This window comes from Lysinibacillus louembei (genome assembly GCF_033880585.1).
GTDB lineage: Bacteria > Bacillota > Bacilli > Bacillales_A > Planococcaceae > Metasolibacillus > Metasolibacillus louembei.
Genome location: NZ_CP137624.1, coordinates 494054 through 515462 on the forward strand (window position 1 = coordinate 494054; position 21409 = coordinate 515462).

Annotated in this window: 19 protein-coding genes; 8 read left to right on the forward strand and 11 right to left on the reverse strand. The window is 39.3% G+C overall.

Features of this window, described 5'->3' with window-relative positions:
- The first annotated feature begins 2 nt into the window (after positions 1-2).
- On the forward strand, positions 3-392 hold the full coding sequence (locus R6U77_RS02380; protein WP_319837274.1) for a topoisomerase: 390 nt from the start codon (positions 3-5) through the stop codon (positions 390-392).
- Between the two features lie 114 nt (positions 393-506).
- On the opposite strand, the gene speB is transcribed toward R6U77_RS02380, so the two are convergent.
- Positions 507-1379: an agmatinase gene (gene speB / locus R6U77_RS02385; RefSeq protein ID WP_319837275.1), complete on the reverse strand. Its 873-nt coding sequence runs from the start codon at positions 1377-1379 to the stop codon at positions 507-509.
- Positions 1380-1640: 261 nt separating this feature from the next.
- Between speB and R6U77_RS02390 the strand changes: the two genes are divergently transcribed.
- On the forward strand, positions 1641-3692 hold the full coding sequence (locus tag R6U77_RS02390) for a transglycosylase domain-containing protein (protein WP_319837276.1): 2052 nt from the start codon (positions 1641-1643) through the stop codon (positions 3690-3692).
- 436 nt (positions 3693-4128) lie between these two features.
- Here the strand turns inward: R6U77_RS02390 and R6U77_RS02395 are convergent, their stop codons facing one another.
- Complete coding sequence (locus R6U77_RS02395) at positions 4129-4641, reverse strand: YwhD family protein (protein WP_319837277.1); 513 nt, start codon at positions 4639-4641, stop codon at positions 4129-4131.
- Positions 4642-4704: 63 nt separating this feature from the next.
- Between R6U77_RS02395 and R6U77_RS02400 the strand changes: the two genes are divergently transcribed.
- Both R6U77_RS02400 and R6U77_RS02405 read left to right on the forward strand, forming a co-directional pair.
- The gene (locus R6U77_RS02400; RefSeq protein WP_319838333.1) at positions 4705-4893 is read left to right on the forward strand and encodes a 2-hydroxymuconate tautomerase; all 189 of its coding nucleotides are present in this window, start codon (positions 4705-4707) and stop codon (positions 4891-4893) included.
- A 53-nt stretch (positions 4894-4946) separates the two neighbouring features.
- Positions 4947-5624 carry a class A sortase gene (locus R6U77_RS02405; protein ID WP_319837278.1) on the forward strand — a complete coding sequence of 226 codons (678 nt, stop codon included), beginning with the start codon at positions 4947-4949 and terminating at the stop codon, positions 5622-5624.
- Between the two features lie 37 nt (positions 5625-5661).
- Here the strand turns inward: R6U77_RS02405 and R6U77_RS02410 are convergent, their stop codons facing one another.
- The 4 genes from R6U77_RS02410 to R6U77_RS02425 all read right to left on the reverse strand — a co-directional run bounded on the left by R6U77_RS02410 (position 5662) and on the right by R6U77_RS02425 (position 14820).
- On the reverse strand, positions 5662-11376 hold the full coding sequence (locus tag R6U77_RS02410) for a collagen binding domain-containing protein (RefSeq protein ID WP_319837279.1): 5715 nt from the start codon (positions 11374-11376) through the stop codon (positions 5662-5664).
- Between the two features lie 623 nt (positions 11377-11999).
- Positions 12000-13298 carry an HD domain-containing protein gene (locus R6U77_RS02415; protein WP_319837280.1) on the reverse strand — a complete coding sequence of 433 codons (1299 nt, stop codon included), beginning with the start codon at positions 13296-13298 and terminating at the stop codon, positions 12000-12002.
- Between the two features lie 162 nt (positions 13299-13460).
- Entirely contained in the window at positions 13461-14477 is a 1017-nt protein-coding gene (locus R6U77_RS02420) for an Rpn family recombination-promoting nuclease/putative transposase (RefSeq protein ID WP_319837281.1), read from the reverse strand.
- 118 nt (positions 14478-14595) lie between these two features.
- Positions 14596-14820, reverse strand: a complete 225-nt coding sequence (locus R6U77_RS02425) for a YuzB family protein (protein WP_293921409.1) — start codon at positions 14818-14820, stop codon at positions 14596-14598.
- A gap of 197 nt (positions 14821-15017) precedes the next feature.
- Between R6U77_RS02425 and R6U77_RS02430 the strand changes: the two genes are divergently transcribed.
- Complete coding sequence (locus R6U77_RS02430) at positions 15018-15647, forward strand: RsfA family transcriptional regulator (protein WP_319837282.1); 630 nt, start codon at positions 15018-15020, stop codon at positions 15645-15647.
- Between the two features lie 95 nt (positions 15648-15742).
- On the opposite strand, the gene R6U77_RS02435 is transcribed toward R6U77_RS02430, so the two are convergent.
- Positions 15743-16558: a lipoate--protein ligase family protein gene (locus R6U77_RS02435; protein WP_319837283.1), complete on the reverse strand. Its 816-nt coding sequence runs from the start codon at positions 16556-16558 to the stop codon at positions 15743-15745.
- A gap of 159 nt (positions 16559-16717) precedes the next feature.
- Between R6U77_RS02435 and hemQ the strand changes: the two genes are divergently transcribed.
- The 3 genes from hemQ (at position 16718) to gerQ (ending at position 18566) form a co-directional block, all read left to right on the forward strand.
- Positions 16718-17467: a hydrogen peroxide-dependent heme synthase gene (gene hemQ, locus R6U77_RS02440; protein ID WP_319837284.1), complete on the forward strand. Its 750-nt coding sequence runs from the start codon at positions 16718-16720 to the stop codon at positions 17465-17467.
- 359 nt (positions 17468-17826) lie between these two features.
- Positions 17827-18246, forward strand: a complete 420-nt coding sequence (locus R6U77_RS02445) for a cell wall hydrolase (protein ID WP_293921617.1) — start codon at positions 17827-17829, stop codon at positions 18244-18246.
- 41 nt (positions 18247-18287) lie between these two features.
- Positions 18288-18566, forward strand: a complete 279-nt coding sequence (gene gerQ, locus R6U77_RS02450) for a spore coat protein GerQ (protein ID WP_319838334.1) — start codon at positions 18288-18290, stop codon at positions 18564-18566.
- A gap of 76 nt (positions 18567-18642) precedes the next feature.
- Here the strand turns inward: gerQ and R6U77_RS02455 are convergent, their stop codons facing one another.
- The 4 genes from R6U77_RS02455 to R6U77_RS02470 form a co-directional block, all read right to left on the reverse strand.
- On the reverse strand, positions 18643-20328 hold the full coding sequence (locus R6U77_RS02455; protein WP_319837285.1) for a methyl-accepting chemotaxis protein: 1686 nt from the start codon (positions 20326-20328) through the stop codon (positions 18643-18645).
- 173 nt (positions 20329-20501) lie between these two features.
- A complete protein-coding gene (locus R6U77_RS02460; RefSeq protein ID WP_319837286.1) occupies positions 20502-20879 on the reverse strand; it encodes a DUF423 domain-containing protein in 378 nt (125 codons plus the stop codon).
- A gap of 18 nt (positions 20880-20897) precedes the next feature.
- Positions 20898-21155: a YwdI family protein gene (locus R6U77_RS02465; protein ID WP_319837287.1), complete on the reverse strand. Its 258-nt coding sequence runs from the start codon at positions 21153-21155 to the stop codon at positions 20898-20900.
- The gene (locus R6U77_RS02470) at positions 21155-21325 is read right to left on the reverse strand and encodes a uracil-DNA glycosylase (protein ID WP_319837288.1); all 171 of its coding nucleotides are present in this window, start codon (positions 21323-21325) and stop codon (positions 21155-21157) included. Before R6U77_RS02470 ends, R6U77_RS02465 begins: the two co-directional genes overlap by 1 nt.
- Positions 21326-21409: the final 84 nt, after the last annotated feature.

Sequence of the window (21409 nt, forward strand, 5' to 3'; positions counted from 1 at the left end):
AGATGCTAAAAAAAGCTATAATTCCAGGAATTTTATTGCTTTCAGCTTTATTAGTTGGATGTAATAACAAGAACGAAGAGCAGGTTCAAGTAATAGAAAATGAACAAAATGTAGCAGAAAGTGAGCATGGAGAATTATTATCAGAATTAAATAACGAAATAATAGCATCAATTATAGAAAAAACGAAAGTTGATCGGGAGTCTATAGCCATCATGCTAGGTCATGGCACTAGCCAAGGAAATATTGATGTATCCGTCGGTTTTCCAAAGGATGCAAAAGTTGATGATACGCTAATTCAACAAATAGTTGAAGATGCTGTAAAGAAAGTTTCTGAAACAGAGAACGTAACAATTAGCGAAGAAAATATAGCAATAAAAATCGAGAGATACTAACGAGGAGCAATTATCTTTAAAAGTAAAGTGGCTTTATAAGATTGCGAAAAATGCAAGTAAAACAGGGTTGATTCTTCATGTATTAGGAATCATGCCCTGTTTTTGTTTTAAACCTTATTTCACCCAGCCTAAAATCATCTCACGAATCAGCTTAGCTGCTGTGTTCGCTGTCATTTCAGATACATCATAAATTGGTGCGACTTCTACTAAATCGAAGCCAACTACGTTTACATTGCTACCTGCAATCGCATGGATGGAAGCAAGCAATTCTTTTGGTGTGATACCACCACAATCTACAGTGCCTGTGCCTGGTGCATGTCCTGGGTCAAGGACATCGATGTCGATTGTCACGTAAACATTGCGCCCAGCTAATGTTGGTAGGACTTCTTTTAATGGCTCCAGCACTTCAAATTTTGCAATGTGCATGCCGTTTTCCTTCGCCCAAATAAATTCTTCCTTTAGACCAGAGCGAATGCCGAATGAGTACACATTATGTGGACCAATATGCTCTGCAATTTTACGAATTGGTGTTGCATGTGAGTATGGCTCACCTTCGTAGTCTGTGCGTAAATCTGTGTGTGCATCAAAATGGATAATCGCTAAATCATTATATTTTTCGTATACAGCTTCCATAACAGGTAGCGATACTAAGTGCTCACCGCCCATACCAATTGGCACTTTGCCATCTGCTAATAGCTTGCGTACAAAGTCTTTAATTTCCTCTAATGATTTTTTCGGATTGCCAAATGGTAACGGAATATCGCCTGCATCAAAAAACTTCACTTCTTCTAGCTCACGGTCTAAATATGGGCTGTACTCCTCTAAACCGATGGATACTTCGCGAATACGCGTTGGACCGAAGCGAGAGCCTGGACGATAGCTCACTGTCCAATCCATTGGCATACCATATAAAACGGCTTTTGACTCTTCGTAATTTGGATGGCTTTTAATAAATACATTGCCTGAATATGTTTCATCGAATCTCATGAATCGTTCACCTGCTTATGATTATTCGGTCATTAATGATCTAGTCTCATTAAAATTCCCATGTTTATTGTATTTTATTGTGACTATGACACGCAATATAATACGAAACCTTTTTTCGACATTTTTCGTATACATATACGCAAGCCAAAAGTTTTTTTGTTGCTTGTATGAAAAATAACTGTCTAGACACATACTATGCATAACACAAATTGTGTGAAAATTGTATGTGTGCCTGGCACCTAAACAACGAGGTGATTGTTAATGAAAAGAAAACATTATATTCGCCAACGAAAACGCAAACGCTTCAGCAAGCGACTTGCCTTATTAACAATTACTATGGTTAGTGCTGTTATTGTTGGGCTCATATCGCTTCGCATTTATGCGCAAATTGCTGGAGCACCGACATTGACTGTACCAAAAGCGACCATTTTTTTAGACCAGCATGACCATCAAATTGGCGACTACTTTCAATCAGAGCGTCGCTATTGGCTTGAGCTAGATAAAATGTCACCATACTTAACAGAGGCAACCGTTGCCATTGAGGATAAAGATTTTTACAAGCATGGTGGATTTGATTATTCACGTATTGCTGGGGCTCTATTAGCTGATATTAAAGCAGGTCGCAAAGTACAAGGAGCGAGTACGTTAACACAGCAATATGCTCGAAATTTATATTTATCGCATGAGAAAACATGGACACGTAAAATAAATGAAGCACTTTATGCGTATCGTTTGGAGATTTTCTACTCAAAGGATGAAATTTTAGAAGGCTATTTAAATACTGTTTATTACGGGCATGGCATGTACGGTGCTGAGGCTGCGAGTCGCTATTATTTTGGTAAATCGGCAAGTGAGCTGACTTTAGCTGAGGCTGCGATGCTTGCAGGCATTCCAAAAGGCCCAACATATTATTCACCGATTGCTAATATAGAAAAAGCAACGAATCGACAAAAGCTGATTTTAACGTTAATGGAGCAGCAAGGGAAAATTACGACAGAGGAAAAGGCGCATGCCGAAAAGGAGCAGCTCGTTTATAAAAATAGTGAATGGGTTGCGAGCAAGTCGATTGCCCCTTATTTTTTAGATGTAGTATGGACAGAGGCGAGTGAAATATTAGAGTCTAAAAACATGAACATTAGCGAGGGCGGCTGGACGATTAAAACGACATTAAATCAGGCGCACCAAAAGGCAGCTGAAGCAGCGATTGAAAAAAATATGCCAAAGACTGATTTACAGGTTGGTCTTGTCAGCATGGATGTCAATACAGGCTTTGTCACAGCGCTTGTTGGTGGACGCGATTATAGTACAAGCTCCTTTAATCGCGTAACTCTTTCAGAAAGACAGCCTGGCTCATCAATTAAACCGATTTTATATGCTGCTGCATTAGAAAAGGGCTTCACACCGCTAACGTTTTTGAATGTAGGTGAAACAATTTTCACTTATGATAACGGACGTGCAACATATAAGCCTCAAAATGTGAATGGACAATTCGCATCACAGGAAATGTCACTTGCACAGGCAATGGCGATTTCCGATAATATTTATGCAGTAAAGACGTTAGAGCAAGTAGGCTATAAAGCATTTCGTGAAATGCTACAGCGCTTTGATTTAAATTACACAGAAAAGGATAACCCTTCCATTGCGCTTGGCACAATTGAGACATCTTTATATGATTTAACAAATGCCTATAATACGATTGCTGCGGAAGGAGAAAAGCGCAGCGCAACAACGATTTTATCCATTACAAACGCCAATGGTGATGTTGTTTATCAGCATGCTAATCCTGAAGAAAAGCGGGTATTATCCGCACAGGATGCTTATTTACTAACAGATATGATGACAGGTATATTTGACCCTGTTTATAGCGATTATTCACCTGCTACAGGAGTATCAATTCGTGGTCGCATGACACATACTTATGCTGCGAAATCTGGTACAACGATTAGTGACCAATGGTTAATTGGTTATACACCAAGCATTACAACAGGGGTTTGGAACGGCTATGACCAAGGGAAAACATTATCTGTTCAAGAGGATATGGCTGCCACAAAGCAAGTATGGATTGATTTCATGGAAACAGTGCATAACGGTAAGGCAAATGAAGAATTCCGTGTACCTGATGGCATTGAAGGTGTGGTCGTTGATATCGAAACAGGTAAGCTCGCAATGGATGCCTGCCCAAAACAGCGACTTGTTCATGTGAAAGCAACTGATATACCAACTGAGAAATGCCGTACCTTTGAATTTTTCGAGCCAGATACTTGGGGCAACCTGCTTGACTTTGAGGTATTTAGCGATTTTTGGTGGAACTAAAAAAAGCTCTTTCTTCCCCGGAATAACGGTTTCCGTGGGAAGAAAGAGCTTTCTTTCATGGTAAATGAAAGCATGAGAATCATGGGGCATTCGGCTTGGGTTGGTTCAAATGCCGCATAGCTCTCATAGCTTGCCTATTTACCATTCATTGTCCTAGCTCACTAACTGCAAGCCTTATATACAAGTGTACTTTTTTTCATGTGCACTTTCAACTACCTTATGTCGAATGAAGGAAATTGTCACATTTTGTTCATCTATTTTTCAACAATGAGGCCAAAAAAGATTGACGCATATTTTACAATCGTTTTAGAGTTCATAAATGTATTGGCGCTTTTCTTTATTATATCTGCGCTTATCCATAATATATCTGCGAATTCTTCACGGTTATCTGCGCTTTCCTCTCATATATCTGCGAATCTCCACAAGTTAGCGCTTTTTAAGCCAAATCATTTCGTAGCTTTTCCTCACTACGCTGCCATAGCTCGCTGTTATGCTGCTGTAGAAAGTCTGCTAGCACCTTTTTCGATACATCATCCATATGGTCTACAATAATTTGACGCTTCATGGATTTATCCATTTTGTTAACATGGTCAGCTAAAATTTTATAGCCGCGACGCTTTTCACGGTTCACAACCATTTCACATGCTGTCACACCTGCATAATATGGTCCATCCTCTTTATGATCAATTGTTACCCATACAAGCCAGTAGTTTTTCCCACCTGCTGAATCCTCCCGATTGACTGTAAACTTAATACCACGCTCCACAGCACTTTTTGCATGCATTGCACCAATATCGACAATGGCTGTTTGCTCTTCCACATCTATAATAACAGGAGACACATTTTCCAATGTCAAAGAGCCGATACCGAATCCTTTATGTCCATCTGTTGGGTCATTTTTTATAATTGTAAAGCCCATTTTTTGCTTTGGTTTTTCTTCATTAAACATCTTTTATACCTCCAATTGTGCTATTATTAATAATATACACTAAACTACATAGAGGAGGACAATATTATGCCAATCATCACAATTAAAATGATTGAAGGTCGTACAGATGAACAAAAACGTGCACTTGTACAGGAAGTAACAGAGGCAGTTTCTAAAACAGTCAATGCACCAAAAGAAAATATTTCAATTATTATTGAAGAAATGTCTAAAAATCATTATGCTACTGCAGGCGTACTGCACATGGATAAATAAAAACGAGGGTGCGCTGCTGAGACGCACCTTTTTCTATAAGGTCGGTGTTTTTAATGAAAAAACTGCGGGCTACTTTAAATTTAATTGCTATTATCGCCCTGTTTGCTATAGGGCTAACACTTATTTTCATTAAGCCCATCCAAGCATTGCTCGTGCAACATTTAAGCGAGGAGCTTGTGACTACCTCACCAGCAATACTCGAATTTAACAATGCATTAGAAGAAGCAGACTTCGATTTTGAAGAGGTACAATCACTATCGATTTGGGAGGTATTGCAGGCACAAGCAAACCGCAAAGACTTGCCAGTAATCGGAAGTATTGGCATTCCAAGCGTTGACATGCAACTGCCCATTTTAAAGGGCGTTGGCAAAAATGCATTGGCAGTCGGTGCAGGCACAATGAAGCCTGAGCAAGTGATGGGGCAAGGTAACTATGCACTTGCCGCACACTATTTTGAAAATCGCGATATTTTATTTGGTCCTTTATATCACAGTGAAATTGGCGATGCCATTTATTTAACAGATACTACCGCCATTTACGAATATCATATTACAAAAATTGAGGTCGTTGAGGCAACGGCAGTTCATGTTATCGAAGATGTGCCAAACGAAACCCTATTAACGTTAATTACATGCGCTGACGAAGGTGTGCGACGACTTCTCGTGCAAGCAAGCTTTGTCCAGCAGTACGACATCGAATCACCGCCAACGGCATTACAGCAAGCAAATTAAAAACCCTTCAAGCAAATGCTTGAAGGGCTTTTTGTGCTTACTTTTCAGTTGTTGTGAAGCGACGACGTAATAACACAAAGCCTAGTGCTACTAGCACAATACCTGCAAAGATAGCAGCTGTTTGGTCTGCATCATTTGTTTGCGGTAATTTGTTTTGGTTATTATTCGCTGCCCCAAGCACGTTTGCTGCTTGTTGTAATTCATGTAGAAGACTTCTCACTAAGTCCATATTTACAAGCTCATCAACATATGCCTGCTCCTCTGGAGATAGTGCTTCGTATTGCTTAACGAACGCTTCTAGTTCTTGAATTGTTTGTTGAAGCTTCGCTGGATTTTTCGATAGCTCCTCAACAATTTGTGGAATGTTTGGTACTTCATAACGTACTGGATCCTCTGAACCTGGCGTTGGTGGTACCGGTACAATACCTGGGATTTCAGGTATTTTCTTAATTACTTCCTCAACTGCTGGAGGTGTTGTCGGTTTCTCCTGTGTTGTTGGTGGAGTTGTTGGCTCCTCCGGTACTGTCGGTTCCTCTGGTGTCGGTGGAGTTGTTGGCTCCTCTGGCACTGTTGGTTTTTCTGGTGTTGGTGGCGTTATTGGTACTTCTGGTGTTGGTGGTGTACCACCGCCACCTCCGCCTCCACCACCTGGTGGTGCTGGTACTGGCTTAGCTAATGCTGCACAATCTTGTACTGTAATCGCAAGTGGTGACTCTGTACCTACTACTACATAGTTACCTGGCTCTACAGTATAAGGAACTGTCGCCTTACCTTCTGTATCCGTTGTACCTGTTGCAATTGTATTGCCAGCATTGTCTTTAATAACGAACGCTACCTCTTTACGAGGGTTACCATTCACATCTTGAATTGTTAGTGTGAATAATGGGCATGCGTTTTCTGGGACTTTTACTTCTGCTCCACATACTTCGTCTGTGTAGCTTACGTCAATTGTTCCTATTACTTTACCAGCTTCGTTGATAACTGTGTATGTCTCACCCTGCTTTAACGGTCCATTGCCGCCATCGCGCTCATAAATGATTTGCCCATCATTATTTGTTTCACGATTTGCGACTACTACATTACCATTTTCATCAACAATGCTTACTTTCACACCAGCTTGAACGGATGTTCCATCTGCTGTTTTCACTGTTAATGTAAACTGTGGACATGCATTTCTAGGAAGTTCAACTACTGTACAATTATCCGCATATGTTACCTTTACGGGCTCTGTACCAATTTGGCTACCCTTCGAACCATCTTCATTCACCTCATAAACAGTGTAATTCCCTGGTTCTTGGTTTGCTGGGAACTCTACTTTACCATCTTCGCCAACTTCAAGTGGGTCAGATGTAATAGGGTTACCATTTGCATCTTCAATAATAACTTTTGTACCTTGGTCTTCATTGCTACCATCTGGCTTTTTCACGGTAATCGTGAACACTGTACATGCACGTGTTTTTTCTACTGCATCGGCACAATCACTAGCATAAGAAACTTGGAATGCACCATCAATACTATCAAATGTTCTAACTTTACCATGTGCATCTGTATAAGATACTACTGTATAGTTACCCGGCTCTAATGAATAGATTCCATCAGTTACTGGGAAAATCACTTGACCATTATCACCTACTGTATAGTCAGTTGTAACGGTTTCACCATCTTTTAAAATCGTTACGATTGTACCTTCTGGTAATAAGCCATCTTCATTGCTTACAGTTAGTGTGAATTGTGAACATCCTGATACTAGTGGTTGAACTGTAGCTTCACAATTTATATTTGTTGTGAATTTGCCAATTTCTATACCACCTACTTCAACAGTATATTCATCTGGCTCTAAACCATCAGTTGTACTTCCACCACCAAGTGTAATTTGACCATTTGTTGCTGGTCCCGTAAATACGGTACTACCATTAGAGTCTTTTATTATTACTTGCGTGCCATCAGCTACCGCATTTCCATCAACATCATTCACAGTTAGTACAAATGTTGGACACGTTGGTGCTAATGCAACCTCAAATTCATGACCACAATTTTCAGTATATGTTAATGTTACAGTACCTAAATATTGCTTACCTTCGTAAACATGATAAGTATCTGGTTTAACTCCATCAACAGGATCCTTACCATTTGAATCAAATATGAATTGGCCGTTCGCATTTGGCTCTTGTTTCATCACTTCAATAGATCCTTGTTTTAAGGTTAACTCTGTGATATCTGTACGAACTTGCCCATTAGCATCTTTAACAACTATTGTAAAAATATCACATGCTGGTGCTGGTTGAGCAATTGCTTCACAAGGCGTGTTGTTATACTGCACTACAATCGTATCTAGTTCTTCTCCATTATAGACAATAGTATACTCGCCCGCTTTAACTTCAGTAGAAGTAAATGTAACTTGACCATCTGAATCCAGCGCTTGGTTTGTTGATAAACCTGTTGCTGTACTCACTAATGATACTGTTTCATTGCTAAGTGCTCTACCATCAATATCAAATACTGTTAATTCAAACTGAGGGCAACCTAAACCGCCTTCTGGTTCATTTGTAATCTCGATAACTTGGAAACCTTGATACTTACCTGAAGTTTCAATTCTATCTGGGTCTAATATAAACTCATAATCGCCCAAGTCTTCATAACCATCTTGCTTTTCTTCCACTACCTTGTAAGGCGTTGAGTTGTTTCTGCTTTGCGCTAGTTTTAAACCATAATTTAAATAACCGTCTTCATTTGTTGAACCTGAAGCTAACATTGTACTTCCTGTATAAGGTCCATACAATTCAAACTTAACGTTCTCCATAGGTAGACCTGTCGCTGCATCTGTTTTCAAGATGACAAATGGAACTGTACCAACTGTACCTCCAGCATTATATTCAAAACTAAGGTTATTAACTACATCTGAGCCACTACTTCCATCTGCACTTGTATAGTCAACTCTTACCTCATTATCTACATTACTACCACTTGGCCCCATATAAACAGTTGCATACTCAACATAGTAAGCTTTATCGCCATCTGGTAAATTTAATACAAATGTTCCTGCTGCAATATTAACATCTAAAGCAACACCTGTAGCTGTAGGGCTAACTTGACCATTTGTAATTACTTGACTACCTCTTGTTGGTGTGGAGTTAGTACCAGTAAAATCCATTTCCCACACATTAAATGAGTTTTGCAAAATCAATTGACCTGGATCACCATTAATTTTACCAACCTCATCAGTAATCACAATATTATTTAATTGTGATTGTGCGTAGTTAAATTTAAAGTTCCAAGTGACTTCTGGTGTTGCATTTGTTGATGTACCCGTTTTATCTAAAATCTGTTCTGTATATTCAACTGGTACATCCTCGTTCCATTCTCCTCTTGGTTGATCTTCATTACCTTGAGCGTATAATTTTGCAGTATTGCTAATAGTAATAGCTGAACCATGAGGATACACAGCATCTGCATCTTTTGTCTCATATGTTACTTTATATGGTGTTGTAATTGTACCTAATGCAATTTCAATTTCAATAGTAGCTCCATTTTCTGATACTACGTTCTCAATCTCTGCTGCACTATAAACTTTGGTATCATTTGGGTCTGTACTTGCCACAAAATTACCTGCTGGATTTAATGTACCTTTTTCTACTTTAAGAGCTGTTACTTCTTGACTTGAAGGTAATACATCTTTAAATATCGCATCTGTAATTGAGTTATAATTGAAATTTAACTCTACGTCCCAATGGAATGTTTTTGTTTCATAGTTGTAGTAGCCTGTTTTATTACCATTTCGTGATTGTTCACCTCTAATAGCTTGGGACGCTGAATCTGTAGATGTACCAAAATTAGGTATACCTGTATCACTTAGTACTACTCGATTGTTATAAACACGATCATTTTGGCCGACATCTTTAATTTCATACGTTGTTGTATACTCAATTTCAATTTGTTGGCCATTAATAGGTTTTAGTAATTCAATGATAAAGCCAGTTTCCCTATTTTCTCCGTCAACTGCTCCGTGAGTAAGAGTTAAGCTGTAATCAGTATCCCTTTCTAAAGTTCCTCCTGCAGCCGTTGTAATTACTAGGCTACCTTCTTGCAAGTTTAAATATGAGCCTTCATATGTGTCTGTAAACTTTGTACCGACTGCTAAGTTATATTGTGCTTGGTTCGCAACGATTTTCCAGTACATTTCTTTAACATCTGTATAGTTCACACCTTCAGCAGTTTTATTTAACACCCAAGATGTTTTATTATAAGTAGCAGTGCTACTATTCTGTAAGCCTGTATGACTCGTAAAGTCCTCACGTGTTACAGTATTTGTAATAGTACGATTTGATGTTGGATATACCTCGCCTACTTTGAGTTGCGTTTTATATTTAATTACATAAGCATCCTCTGTACCATTTGGGAATGCTAAGTCAAAACCTAGACCATCTGCTGCAAGTGTAAGATTATAATTAGCAGTAGGTTCAGCAGTTGATGAACCATTTTTATAAACTTCTACATCTCCATACAATTCGTGTCCTGTTGTCCATACATCAGTTAACTTCGCAACACCAGTTGGAATGTTACGTTTATTTTGATTGTATTCAATTTGCCACTCAGTAGTTATTACACCAGGGCTTTCCAATCTTGGTTGAGTAACAACTGATTTTCTCAAAGGTGTGTCAAATTGAACTTCCACTGTTCTATCAACTACTGGTGAAGTATTATAACTGGCAGCATTAGAAAATCTCGCTGGTGGGATATTGCCCAATTCATCTACTTTCGTTCGATAAACAATTTCGTAACCGATATGCTCTTGATTTGGTAGGTTAAGAGTCATTGATTTTCCACTAATAGCAGGTAACGGTGTTGGGGCATCTCTATTTGTCAGTGTTACCGTACCATTTGGAGAAATATCTAACTCTTTAATTGAAACAATAGAATCAAATGTGTGATTACCTGTTAGCGTGTCTGTAAATGGTGTTGTCCCAACATTTGTATTGACAGCTAAATTTGTATTTACCCTTACAGTCCAGTCAATGTACTCACTGTTACGACCTGAATTATCTGGTGTACCTGTTTTAGTAATTGTAGCACCTGTACCACTTCTAGGCTGGAAATCCAGTGTGATATTGTTATAGCCAGGCACTTGGATTGTTTGTGTCCAATCATTTCCTACAGACTGCAATGTTCCCCGAATTTCAAAGAATACTCCAGAAACTATTCCACCTGTTAGACCTGTATCATCAAGAATATCATTAAATGTGAGTATCGCTTGTTGACCTGAAATACTTACTGTACCAATGTGCTTGCCATTATCATATATCGTTGCGGCACCTTGTACAGTTAAATTTGCAAATTGATCTGGTAGATCATAAATAAGTTTAGATTCTGGACCATAACCATGCCCTGGTGCTAGCCCTAAATCTACTCTAAACACCACTGTATCACCAACTCGGCCTTCTGCTGTTGTCCCACTAACCAAATCCCCATTAAATGTAAGGTTGATTACTTCATCAAAATCCGCATCATCTCTATCAACATCTGGATAAACCCCTAATGGATTATTTAGTGGCATGATCACATTGGCTGAATCAGGTGTTGTTGTAGCTTCATCTCCTGTCTCACCCGCAGTTTCTCCAGTATCATCCGTTCCTTCAGTTACTGGCGGTGTTAGTTCAGGTATGGTTGTTTCTTCTGCAAACACCGACAACGGTCCAATGAATGTTTGGAACACTAATAGTATTGTCAGCATTGCAATATTAATCTTTTTCCTCATGTCTCTCTCCTTTTCTTAGGTTTCAGAGAGTGCCCTTGTTGTTTGCTGACGACATGTAGCCTGCTGTTAGGAAGGTTACTGCAAACAGTTGGCTAAGCTCTCTTGCCTAGTGTTAATTAGTCGTCATTTTTGAACACACTTTCAGTCTTCGAAGTGATGTGGAGACAAGATATTTATGTTGTCCGCTACTCCAATTGTGTGTATTCATTTTTTGTAACGAGCCGATAGAAATTTGTCTCACCTCCTTCAAAGCATCGACTCATGTACGGGCTTATTGGAATTAGATCTTTAATTGGAAATTTTACTTTTACTTTACTAAAGGAGACTAAACAGATTCTATACAACCTTTCGTCATGCGCAGCTGACAGTTTTTGTGTAAACTTTGTATTCTTTCAGCAAATGAAACATACAATTTATACCTACTAAAGAATCACTCAATGATATTTAGTATGTCATTACTCATTGTTATTTTCAGATAAATAGTCCATAACACCTAAAATAGCCGTTAAAGGATAATTCATGTTGAATTATCCTTTAACGGCTTCAATTAATGACTGCGGGATACTCCTCTTTTATCCACCCAAAAAATGAAGGCAAAGCTCCTTCTCACTTTGCCTTCATTTTTAATTATGGAGTAACTCGTATAATTCTTGTTTCACTGCTTCATCTAAAGTTTCATCTATTAATATTTCCTCAGGATAGTACACTTTATGATCGGTTTTTAATCTGCCTGCAATGGCGTCAACGAGTGAGCTTTCTTGCGATAGCTCCCGTATTTCACCATTTGCCATTTGTAGCATAATTGGTAGTTTTCCTGTTGCTACACCTGGCTGATATAAATCATAAGGTAAGTCTGAGGTTGAATCGTGGACTAGATAGTAGGCTGGATCAATGCCTATTTGCTTAAATAATTGTTGTAAGCGTGCAAAGCGCTGTGGTTCTTTTTGTGGATCCATATTCATATAGCCAAATAATTTGCGATTAATAAAGCGACTGCTTAAATCACGTAAAATAGCATCTTCTTCCTGCATCCAAAATTGAATGTATGTCAGCATAATACTTTCATCTAGTGCGATATAGTCTTCTAATGTAATTTCATTTTTGAAAAATGGTTTGAAGTGGCTTGGTGCATGCTTAAATGAATAACCTCGCTCACTTAACGTTTTTACGCGCTTTAATATATGATTTAAAATGACCTCCGCACTGCGTGACACAGGGTGAAAATAGATTTGCAAATACATTTGATAGCGCGACATAATATAGTCCTCTACCGCATGCATGCCACTTTCTTTGATAACAACTTGACCTTCACGTGGTCGCATAACACGCAATATGCGCTCCATATCAAAATGACCATAGCTAACGCCCGTATAGTAAGCATCACGCTGTAAATAATCCATACGATCTGCGTCAATCTGGCTTGAAATTAAGCTAATAACGAGCTGATTTGGATATGTTTTTTCAATGACCTGTGAAACCTTTTCAGGAAAATCTGCTGCAACTCGGCGTAGCACAGCGTTGACTTCTGTGTCTCCAAGCAAAATAGCACGTGTATATTCCTCATGATCTGTGCCAAAAACGTTTTCAAAGGCGTGTGAAAATGGGCCATGCCCTAAATCATGGAGTAGTGCTGCACATAGCACAAGCAAGCGCTCTGACGCATCCCATTCAGGTCGACCTGCAAAAATATCATCAACGATACGTCGCACAATTTCATAGACGCCAAGCGAATGATTAAAGCGACTATGCTCTGCACCGTGAAATACTAAATAAGTTGTGCCGAGCTGGCGAATACGTCGCAAACGCTGAAATTCTCTTGTTCCAACTAAATCCCAAATCACTTGGTCACGCACATGAACATAGCGATGTACAGGATCTTTGAATACTTTTTCCTCTATTAATTTTGCGGTTGCATAGCTCATTTCTCTTCCCCCTTTGCTTTAGTTAGTCCTATTTTACCATTTTCTAATTGCCAAAAGCGAGGGTGCTAAAAAACCCTCGCCTATCTCTTATAAATAATGTTTATTCGGTTCAGCTGCTTCATTTCACACAAAGCTTAAGAGTTACATCCTGTTTTCTTATTTTTATAACAGATAGCGTTTTACTTGGTCCAGATGTTCCACTGTAAAAATATTTGCCAGAATGAGCTGAAGAGCTGGCTGGTCCGCCTTTGTCAATGCTTCTTTAATTTCATCAGGCAGCTTGCCGAACTTACTTGTGAGCTGTAAAAGCGCTACATCTACTAATGCTTCACTTCTTCCTTTTTCCAGTCCTTTTTCCAGTCCTTTTTGCTCACCTTGTCTTTCCCCTATTTCCTTCCACATTTCTGCCAGTGTCATCGTAAATTCCTCTCCCTTCATTTCATTTGTTTCTAATTGTTTGATGATGCTCTTCATATCAGCTTGTGTTAATTTTCTACCTGCTTCAAAAACGTAGCGTAGCAATGTTTCCACATAACCCACTACCGAGGTTTTATTGTTTAACTCTTGCAAATGGTGGAATGCATTTGCTATGGAGTTAATTAGCTCTGTACCTTCCTTTGTCTGAACATCGCGTAATAACATTATTACAATGCGAGTAATGACAGAGCCTTGAATATCTCCATCTTGATAGCGGGATAAATCGCACAAGACGTATTCAAAACTCGGTACATATATTTGGATAGCTGATGGCAAATTATCATATCCGTTCAACTGTGCACTTAGATTGGTTGGCAATGTCCATTCCTTTTTGCCATGATATATGACTAAGGGAATAACAATTGGAAGCTCTTGCACACGCTCTTTATTACGTTTTGCTTCCCAAATCTCTACCATATATTTTAGCAATTGTACTGCTGTGTCTTTATCAAGATAACTTTTATGTTCAAATAATATATACAAATAGCCTTCTTGCTGATTGATTGCTACTTTGAAGAGAAGGTCGGAGAAGTTTTCCTCTAGCTTCGGATTTAAAAAACTATCCTTCTGTGGCTCCAATGTATTCATATCAATCACTTGTCGTATCGCTTCTGGAAGATAATATTGGATAAAATCTTTTGTCACCTCTACATTACCAAAAGTTTCTTTAAAAAACTTATCGTGCGGATTTTGCAGCTTCATTTCCTTTCCCCTCCTCACAGCCCTATGCTTTTATTATAGCAAATATATACTTATTAATTATAAAAAAAGAGCCTGTACAACAGGGAGCGATTTGGTCTTCTCCCTGTGACAGCACTCTTTATTTTTTTAATTTTGCCAGCACTTTTTCCATTAACTCATCCTCTGTTAATGCAGCAACTGGTCTGCTATTTACAAAGGTAAATGTTTTTTTACGGCCAGGACCGCAGTATGAATGACAGCCAATTTCAATCGTTGCATCTGGATCAATTGCTTTTAATTTCGGAATTAACGTTTTTAAATTAACGGCCTGACATTCATCGCAAACTCGGAATTCGTTTGCCACTATCGTCAACACCTTTCTATTTTCGCTTTTAGTCTACTAGCTATTTTAGCTTATGACGACACTTTCATTCAAGTGGAATTGTATTTTCTCCAGCAAAGGTCTGAAAATTTATAGATACCTTGCATAAATCATTTCAATATTGGTCATGCTTAGTAATGAACAATCAAACTATCAACATGCTAGGAGGAAAATAAATAATGAAAGTAAGACAGGATGCTTGGTTAAAAGAAAATGATGAGCTGTTAGCAGAGGCGGTGCTACGACATGTAAAAGAAGGGAGCACACAATTAAATGCATTTGATGAAGTTGGTGATGCATTAAATCGTACTGCAGCTGCATGTGGTTTTCGCTGGAATGCAGTTGTTCGTAAAATGTACGAGGACCAGCTAGCAGAGGCGAAAAAAGAACGGAAAGAGAGATTGCGAGCATTGGGCAATCCATCTCGTCGTCGTGTACAGCAAATCGTCGTAACAGCAGAAGGACATGAGGCGAAATCTATTCCCTTATCAGCACTTTCTTTAGATGTCGTGATTGCCTATTTAATGCGTTTACAGCACAGCTCGGGCGATATTGAGAGCTCTAAATGGCGCTACTTAGCAAATACAGCGACGGAAAAAAATCACGAATTAGAGCAGGAGCTTGAGCAATTGCGTAAGGAAAATATCGCAATTCGCGAAGATTACGAGCAATTCGTGCAAATTATGAACCGTGCACGTCGCTTCGTTGCATTAGACGAGGAAGAGGAACGTATTGCGCCGGTCTTTAAAATGGAACGCAATGGAAATCTTATTTCTGCTCCTATGGAAAACAATGAAATACAAATGTAATGGAGAGGAGCGAAATTGCTCCTCTCTTTCAGGTTTATTCCACGTTTTTTAAAGTTTATTCCACATTTTCATGAATTTATTCCACGTTCTCCATCTCACTTAGCAAGCATACTTTGGTTGCGCTGCAAAACGCGCTGTAAATAATGCATGTATAATTCATTTTCAGATGCTTGCAGCGGCAAAAGCGTCCAGCCTTGTAGCATTTGCTGAATGCGTAAATTTAGCTCAACAACTGTTATATTTTCCCCTGTTAACTCTCGTAATGATGCCATAACACTGGGCTCAATGCGTGGGTACTGAAACTTTGTTTCCTCGTTTCGCAAGCTTTTTTCATAGAACTGCTTAATTAGCTCTGCGCGTTCGCTACCACTGCCTTCAACACATAAATAAATTTGCACAGCAACACCACCCTGCATGCGCCTTTGCGAAATGCCTGCAAACTTTTTACCAGCAATGCTTAAATCATATGAACCTGGGCAATAGGAGCCAACAATCTCATATGCTTCGATGCGTTCTGCTATTTCGGGAAGTAGCCATTTAATTAGTTCCACCATCATTTCAAATGCTGCATTAATTGATAGCGGCTGCTCCTTTTCACTGACAACGAGCGATATATTAAGTACACCAGGATCTAATACGACAGCTAAGCCACCTGAATTGCGCACAATCGGTGTGTAGCCTTGTTGATTAAGAAACTTCATTCCATCTTCAATAAATGGTAGGCGATGGTCTTGGATGCCGAGCACAACAGATTCCTTATGTACCCATGTGCGGATCGTTGATGTAGACAGACGATGTCCAACTAAATGGCACAGTGTATCGTCCATAGCGAATGATGCTAATGGGGAACGTGTCTGCAAATTCGATTCATCTACTAGCCGCCATTCACTATTTTGTAAAAAATATTCCATGCTTAATCTCTCCAATATTACGAATTGAACTATTCTCTAGCATACACGAATAGGCGAATGCTGAAAAGTCATGACGAAATCGTGACAGCATGTGTAGGATAGAGAAAGTTGTGCTAAACTAATAGAGAATGATTTTCACTTAAAAGGAGTGTTTCATAAATGAACGAAGCAGCAATTACATTAGATGGTTGGTATACGTTACATGAATTCCGTTCAATCGACTGGGCTTCTTGGAAGCTTGTTTCAGTAGAGGAGCGCACAGCGGCGGTAGAGGAATTTGTCGCTTACCTAGAAAAATTAAATGAGGCAGATATTGCGAAAACAGGCGCACATGCATTTTATGCAATCGTTGGGCAAAAGGCAGACTTCATGTTAATGACATTGCGCGAAACGATGGACGAATTACAGGAATTAGAGGCTGAATTTAATAAATTAGCAATTGCTGATTTTACAATTCCTAGCTATTCATATGTATCTGTTGTGGAATTATCAAACTATTTAGCAGGCGAATCAAACGAGGACCCTTACCAAAATCCACATGTGCGTGCACGCCTTTACCCTGAGCTACCACGTGCTCAATACGTGTGCTTCTATCCAATGGATAAACGTCGTCAAAATGATGACAACTGGTACATGCTATCAATGGACGAGCGCAAAAGCTTAATGCGTTCACACGGCATGATTGGTCGTGGCTATGCGGGCAAAGTAAAGCAAATTATTACAGGCTCTGTCGGCTTTGATGATCATGAGTGGGGCGTAACATTATTTGCAGATGATGTCCTACAATTTAAAAAGCTTGTATATGAAATGCGCTTTGACGAAGTATCAGCACGTTACGGCGAATTCGGCTCATTCTTTGTCGGCAACATTTTAGACAATGAAAAATTAGCGAAGTTTTTAACTGTATAAGTAAGATGGAAAGGCAAACGGTGGAAGTATCTCTGACCGTTTGCCTTTTTTCCTGTTTAAATTGTGTGAGAATTGTATGTGTGCCTGGCACTCCTATTCGGGTGCGCGCAAAATCACAATAACTAGCTGAATAAAAAAGCCGATACATACAATTAAAATAAACAAATACCAATGGAGCGGTTGTTCAAAGTAGGCAGCGATTAAAAAAGCGAGGACTGCGCTGAACAGGATGCTGAATAGTTGACCTATGTCGATCACCTCGTCTAATAGCATGCACACTTTTCTCTTTCATATACAGGCGATTCTACATATTTTTCACTAGTTGCTGCATACATTAGTTTCAAAAGGGGGTTTGTTGTATCGCTGTTGTTCCAACGACTACGGCACAAACAGCTTTGCTTGCTCGCTTAATGCGCGCAGAGGCTGAAGGAGATGGTGAATTAGGGATGCTGATGGTTGGCAATGTCGGTGTCAATCGAGTACTTGCAGATTGCCTTGATTTCCCTGATGTGCGAACGATAGAGGATATGGTTTTTCAACGACCTGGGGGGTTCGAGGCGACAACTAAAAGCTATTTTTATCAACGAGCAAGGCCACAGGATATTCGCTTAGCGGAACGTGTCATTAGAGGGGAGCGTTTCCATCCTGCATCGCGTGCATTATGGTTTTTCATGCCGAGTGGAGACTGTCCTGCGCAATGGTATGGTCAATGGAATACGGGACGCTTTAAATCACATTGCTTTTTTGCACCGACAGAAAGTGAATGTCAAACTATTTAAAATGAAAGGATGTTCTTTTGACTTATTATTGGACACCACCTATGCAACAAATGCCATCAGCAGCACCTAGACGAGAGGAATCTTATATTGAAAATATTTTAAGATTGAATCGTGGGAAGCCAGGTGTGTTCTACTTTTCATTTGATAATGCTGTAAATGGGCAAAACACAAAAGCGGTTCGCGGGGTTGTGGAGGCAGCAGGGCGCGATCATGCCATTATACGCGAGTTGAAAACAGACCACCGCTTCCTTTTCCCAATGATTTATTTTGATTATGCAGAATTTGATGAAGAATTAGCTTATTTTACGCAAACACCATGAAATGAAGCTTCATTTTTGTAAAAGAAAATAGCTATTGGAAAAGCAAGTATACTCTTGCTGTTTCCAATAGCTACCTTTATACACGGAATTTTTGTATTTCTAGTTGTAATCCTTGTGCATTTTCACTTAAGCTGACTGCAACTTCGCTCACCTGCTCCATCGTTGCAGATTGCTCCTCCATTGCAGCAGCAATCATTTCGATATCAGTAGCTGTTTCAGTCGTGCCTGATGCAATACCATTAACAGAGGCTGACACTTGCTCGGCACTTGCAGATAGCTGCTGTGACGTTGCAGAAATTTCCTCAATTTGTGTCGTCATCTCTTCAATAGCGCCTTCAATTGCTTGGAATGCCTCTCCAGCTTCTCCCATAATCCGTACGCCATCTTTTACTGAGATTAAAGAATTGTTAACTGCTTTTTCTACACTTTCCGTATCGACTTGAATTTCTGATGTTAATAAAACAATTTTATGCGCTGAGCTTTTCGATTGCTCTGCCAGCTTGCGCACTTCATCCGCTACGACAGCAAAGCCTTTGCCATGCTCCCCTGCGCGTGCTGCTTCAATTGCTGCATTTAATGCTAATAAATTAGTTTGCTCTGTAATCTCTGTGATTGCCTTTGTCATCTCACTAATTTCTTCCGTTTGCTGTGATAGCTTTTGAACAAGCTCATTTACTTGAACAGTGGAATGATTAATCGTTTCTATTTGCTCTCTTGCATGCTGAATAATTGTCTCTCCATTATTCGCTCTCTGACGTGCAGTTTCTGAGCTTGAATGCAATGTTTGTGAAAACTCGGCAATCCTCTGTACCCCAACTGCCGTTTCCTCCATCGCATGTGCACTTTCATTTGCTGATAATGCTGCCTCCTGTGTATTTTCAGAAGTGTTTGCTACTCGACGGGTTACATCCACTGAAGTAGCCGTTACTTGCTCGGTGCTTGCTGATAATTCCTCTGCCGCTGCGCTTAATTGCTCTGTATTTGATTGCACATTACTAATTAAACTTTTTAAGTTATCTTTCATCGTATTGAAGGCTACAGCAAGCTGACCGATTTCATCCTTACTCTCAACTGGTAAATCAGGCTCTGTTAAATCACCTGTTGCAATAGTATTTGTCGATTTCGCAATACGCACTAATGGTAACGTAATCGAACGTCGCGCATAAAAAATCGCCATAACACTAACGATAATAACAATGACTAATGCTGCAATCGAGATAATTTTTGACATGCTAATTGTTGCATCCGATGCCTTCATCGCTTCTTCTAACTGCTCCTCTTGGAACGTTAAAATTTCGCTAGAAAATGCTGTAATGTCTTTGTTTGCCTGCTGTAAATCGTTGATAACAAAATCTAAGGCACGGTCTGTATCCCCTTTTCGAATAGCATCTAAATACTGCTCTGCTACTTGATTGAACATATCGACTGCCCCCGCTAAACCCGTATAATAACCACGCATTTGCTCCGTCATAATAAGCCCATCTAACCGCTTCATTTCTTCATTTAAAAGCGTATTAAATTGTACAAAATTATCGTCATTGGTCTGCGTATATTCAATAACAAGCGCTCTTGCAAACAAGCCTTGCGATGCTCCCGCTAGCTTGATTTGATCGACGGAACGCACTGTTGCTACGCGCACATCTAATGCTTCATCTACTTTTTGCTCAATGTTTCTTAAATTAAAAAAGCTAAGCGTTGTGGAAGCTATTAGTAATACGATAATTGCTAGAAATACTAAATTCAATTTTTTTCCTATACTCATAATCATTCCTCCATATATGTTTATTATAAAATGCATTTTTTTCCATTTATATTTAAAAAATAAAACGGCTTACGCCTTTAACACTTTAAATATACCACTGTTTTTCGAAAATTTTAATATATTAAAAGACAAAAACTGTTCAAAAAATGAATGTTTTTTGAACAGTTTGTTGTTTATGCTTTTTTTAAAGTTGTTACAATAATTAGCACCCATGATGTTAAAAATAAAACGCCACCAATCGGTGTAATTGCGCCTAAAATACCTATGCCTGTTATTGCTAAAATAAATAAACTACCAGAGAAAAAGACAATGCCTAAATTTAAGCAAATTGCAGCGATTTTTAATTGCCTTACTTCGCCAAATATTTTCGTGCTCATTAAAATACCAACTAAAATTAATGCGCTCGCATGAAACATTTGATACTGCACTGCTGTATCCCAAATGCCCGTACTATAATCATCTAAAATACCTTTTAAAGCATGCGCACCAAATGCGCCTAAGGCAACAGCTAAAAAGCCGTGAATTGCCCCCGAAATAATAGAACCTTTCATTGCTAAATCCTCCGTATATCAAAAATCGAAAAGCGAATCGCCATTTGCGCCATTTTCCTGTAATGGTGTTGCCTGCGCTGTTGCCTGCGCTGTTGTTTGCGGTGTTATAACTTGTGGTAATGCTGCTATTTGTGGCTTGCTCTGTGCTGTTAATACAACATCACAGAGCGCACGTACTGCTGACAAGTGCTCGCGCATTTCCTGCTCATTCACAGCATTTTTTGCTTGTAGCACATGCTGCTCTAGTTGCTTCAATAATACATCATATGAAATCATCATTTTCCCTCCTGCTTTGGTGCAAATTTCAAACATTCCATGCCAGAGGATTGTCTCACAACAGCTGAAGGGATTTGCTTCGTTTTAAAGCCATATGCCGTACAAGCTCTCGGATTTGCAGGCTCCCACGTAACACGAAAATAACGACATTTAAAACAGTTAACTGCCATGATTTCCTCCTCTTATCAATTACGCCTTGCGAACTTTTTTCGAACTTGCTCTTAGTAAAAGTTAACCTAAAAGCGTCACATCAT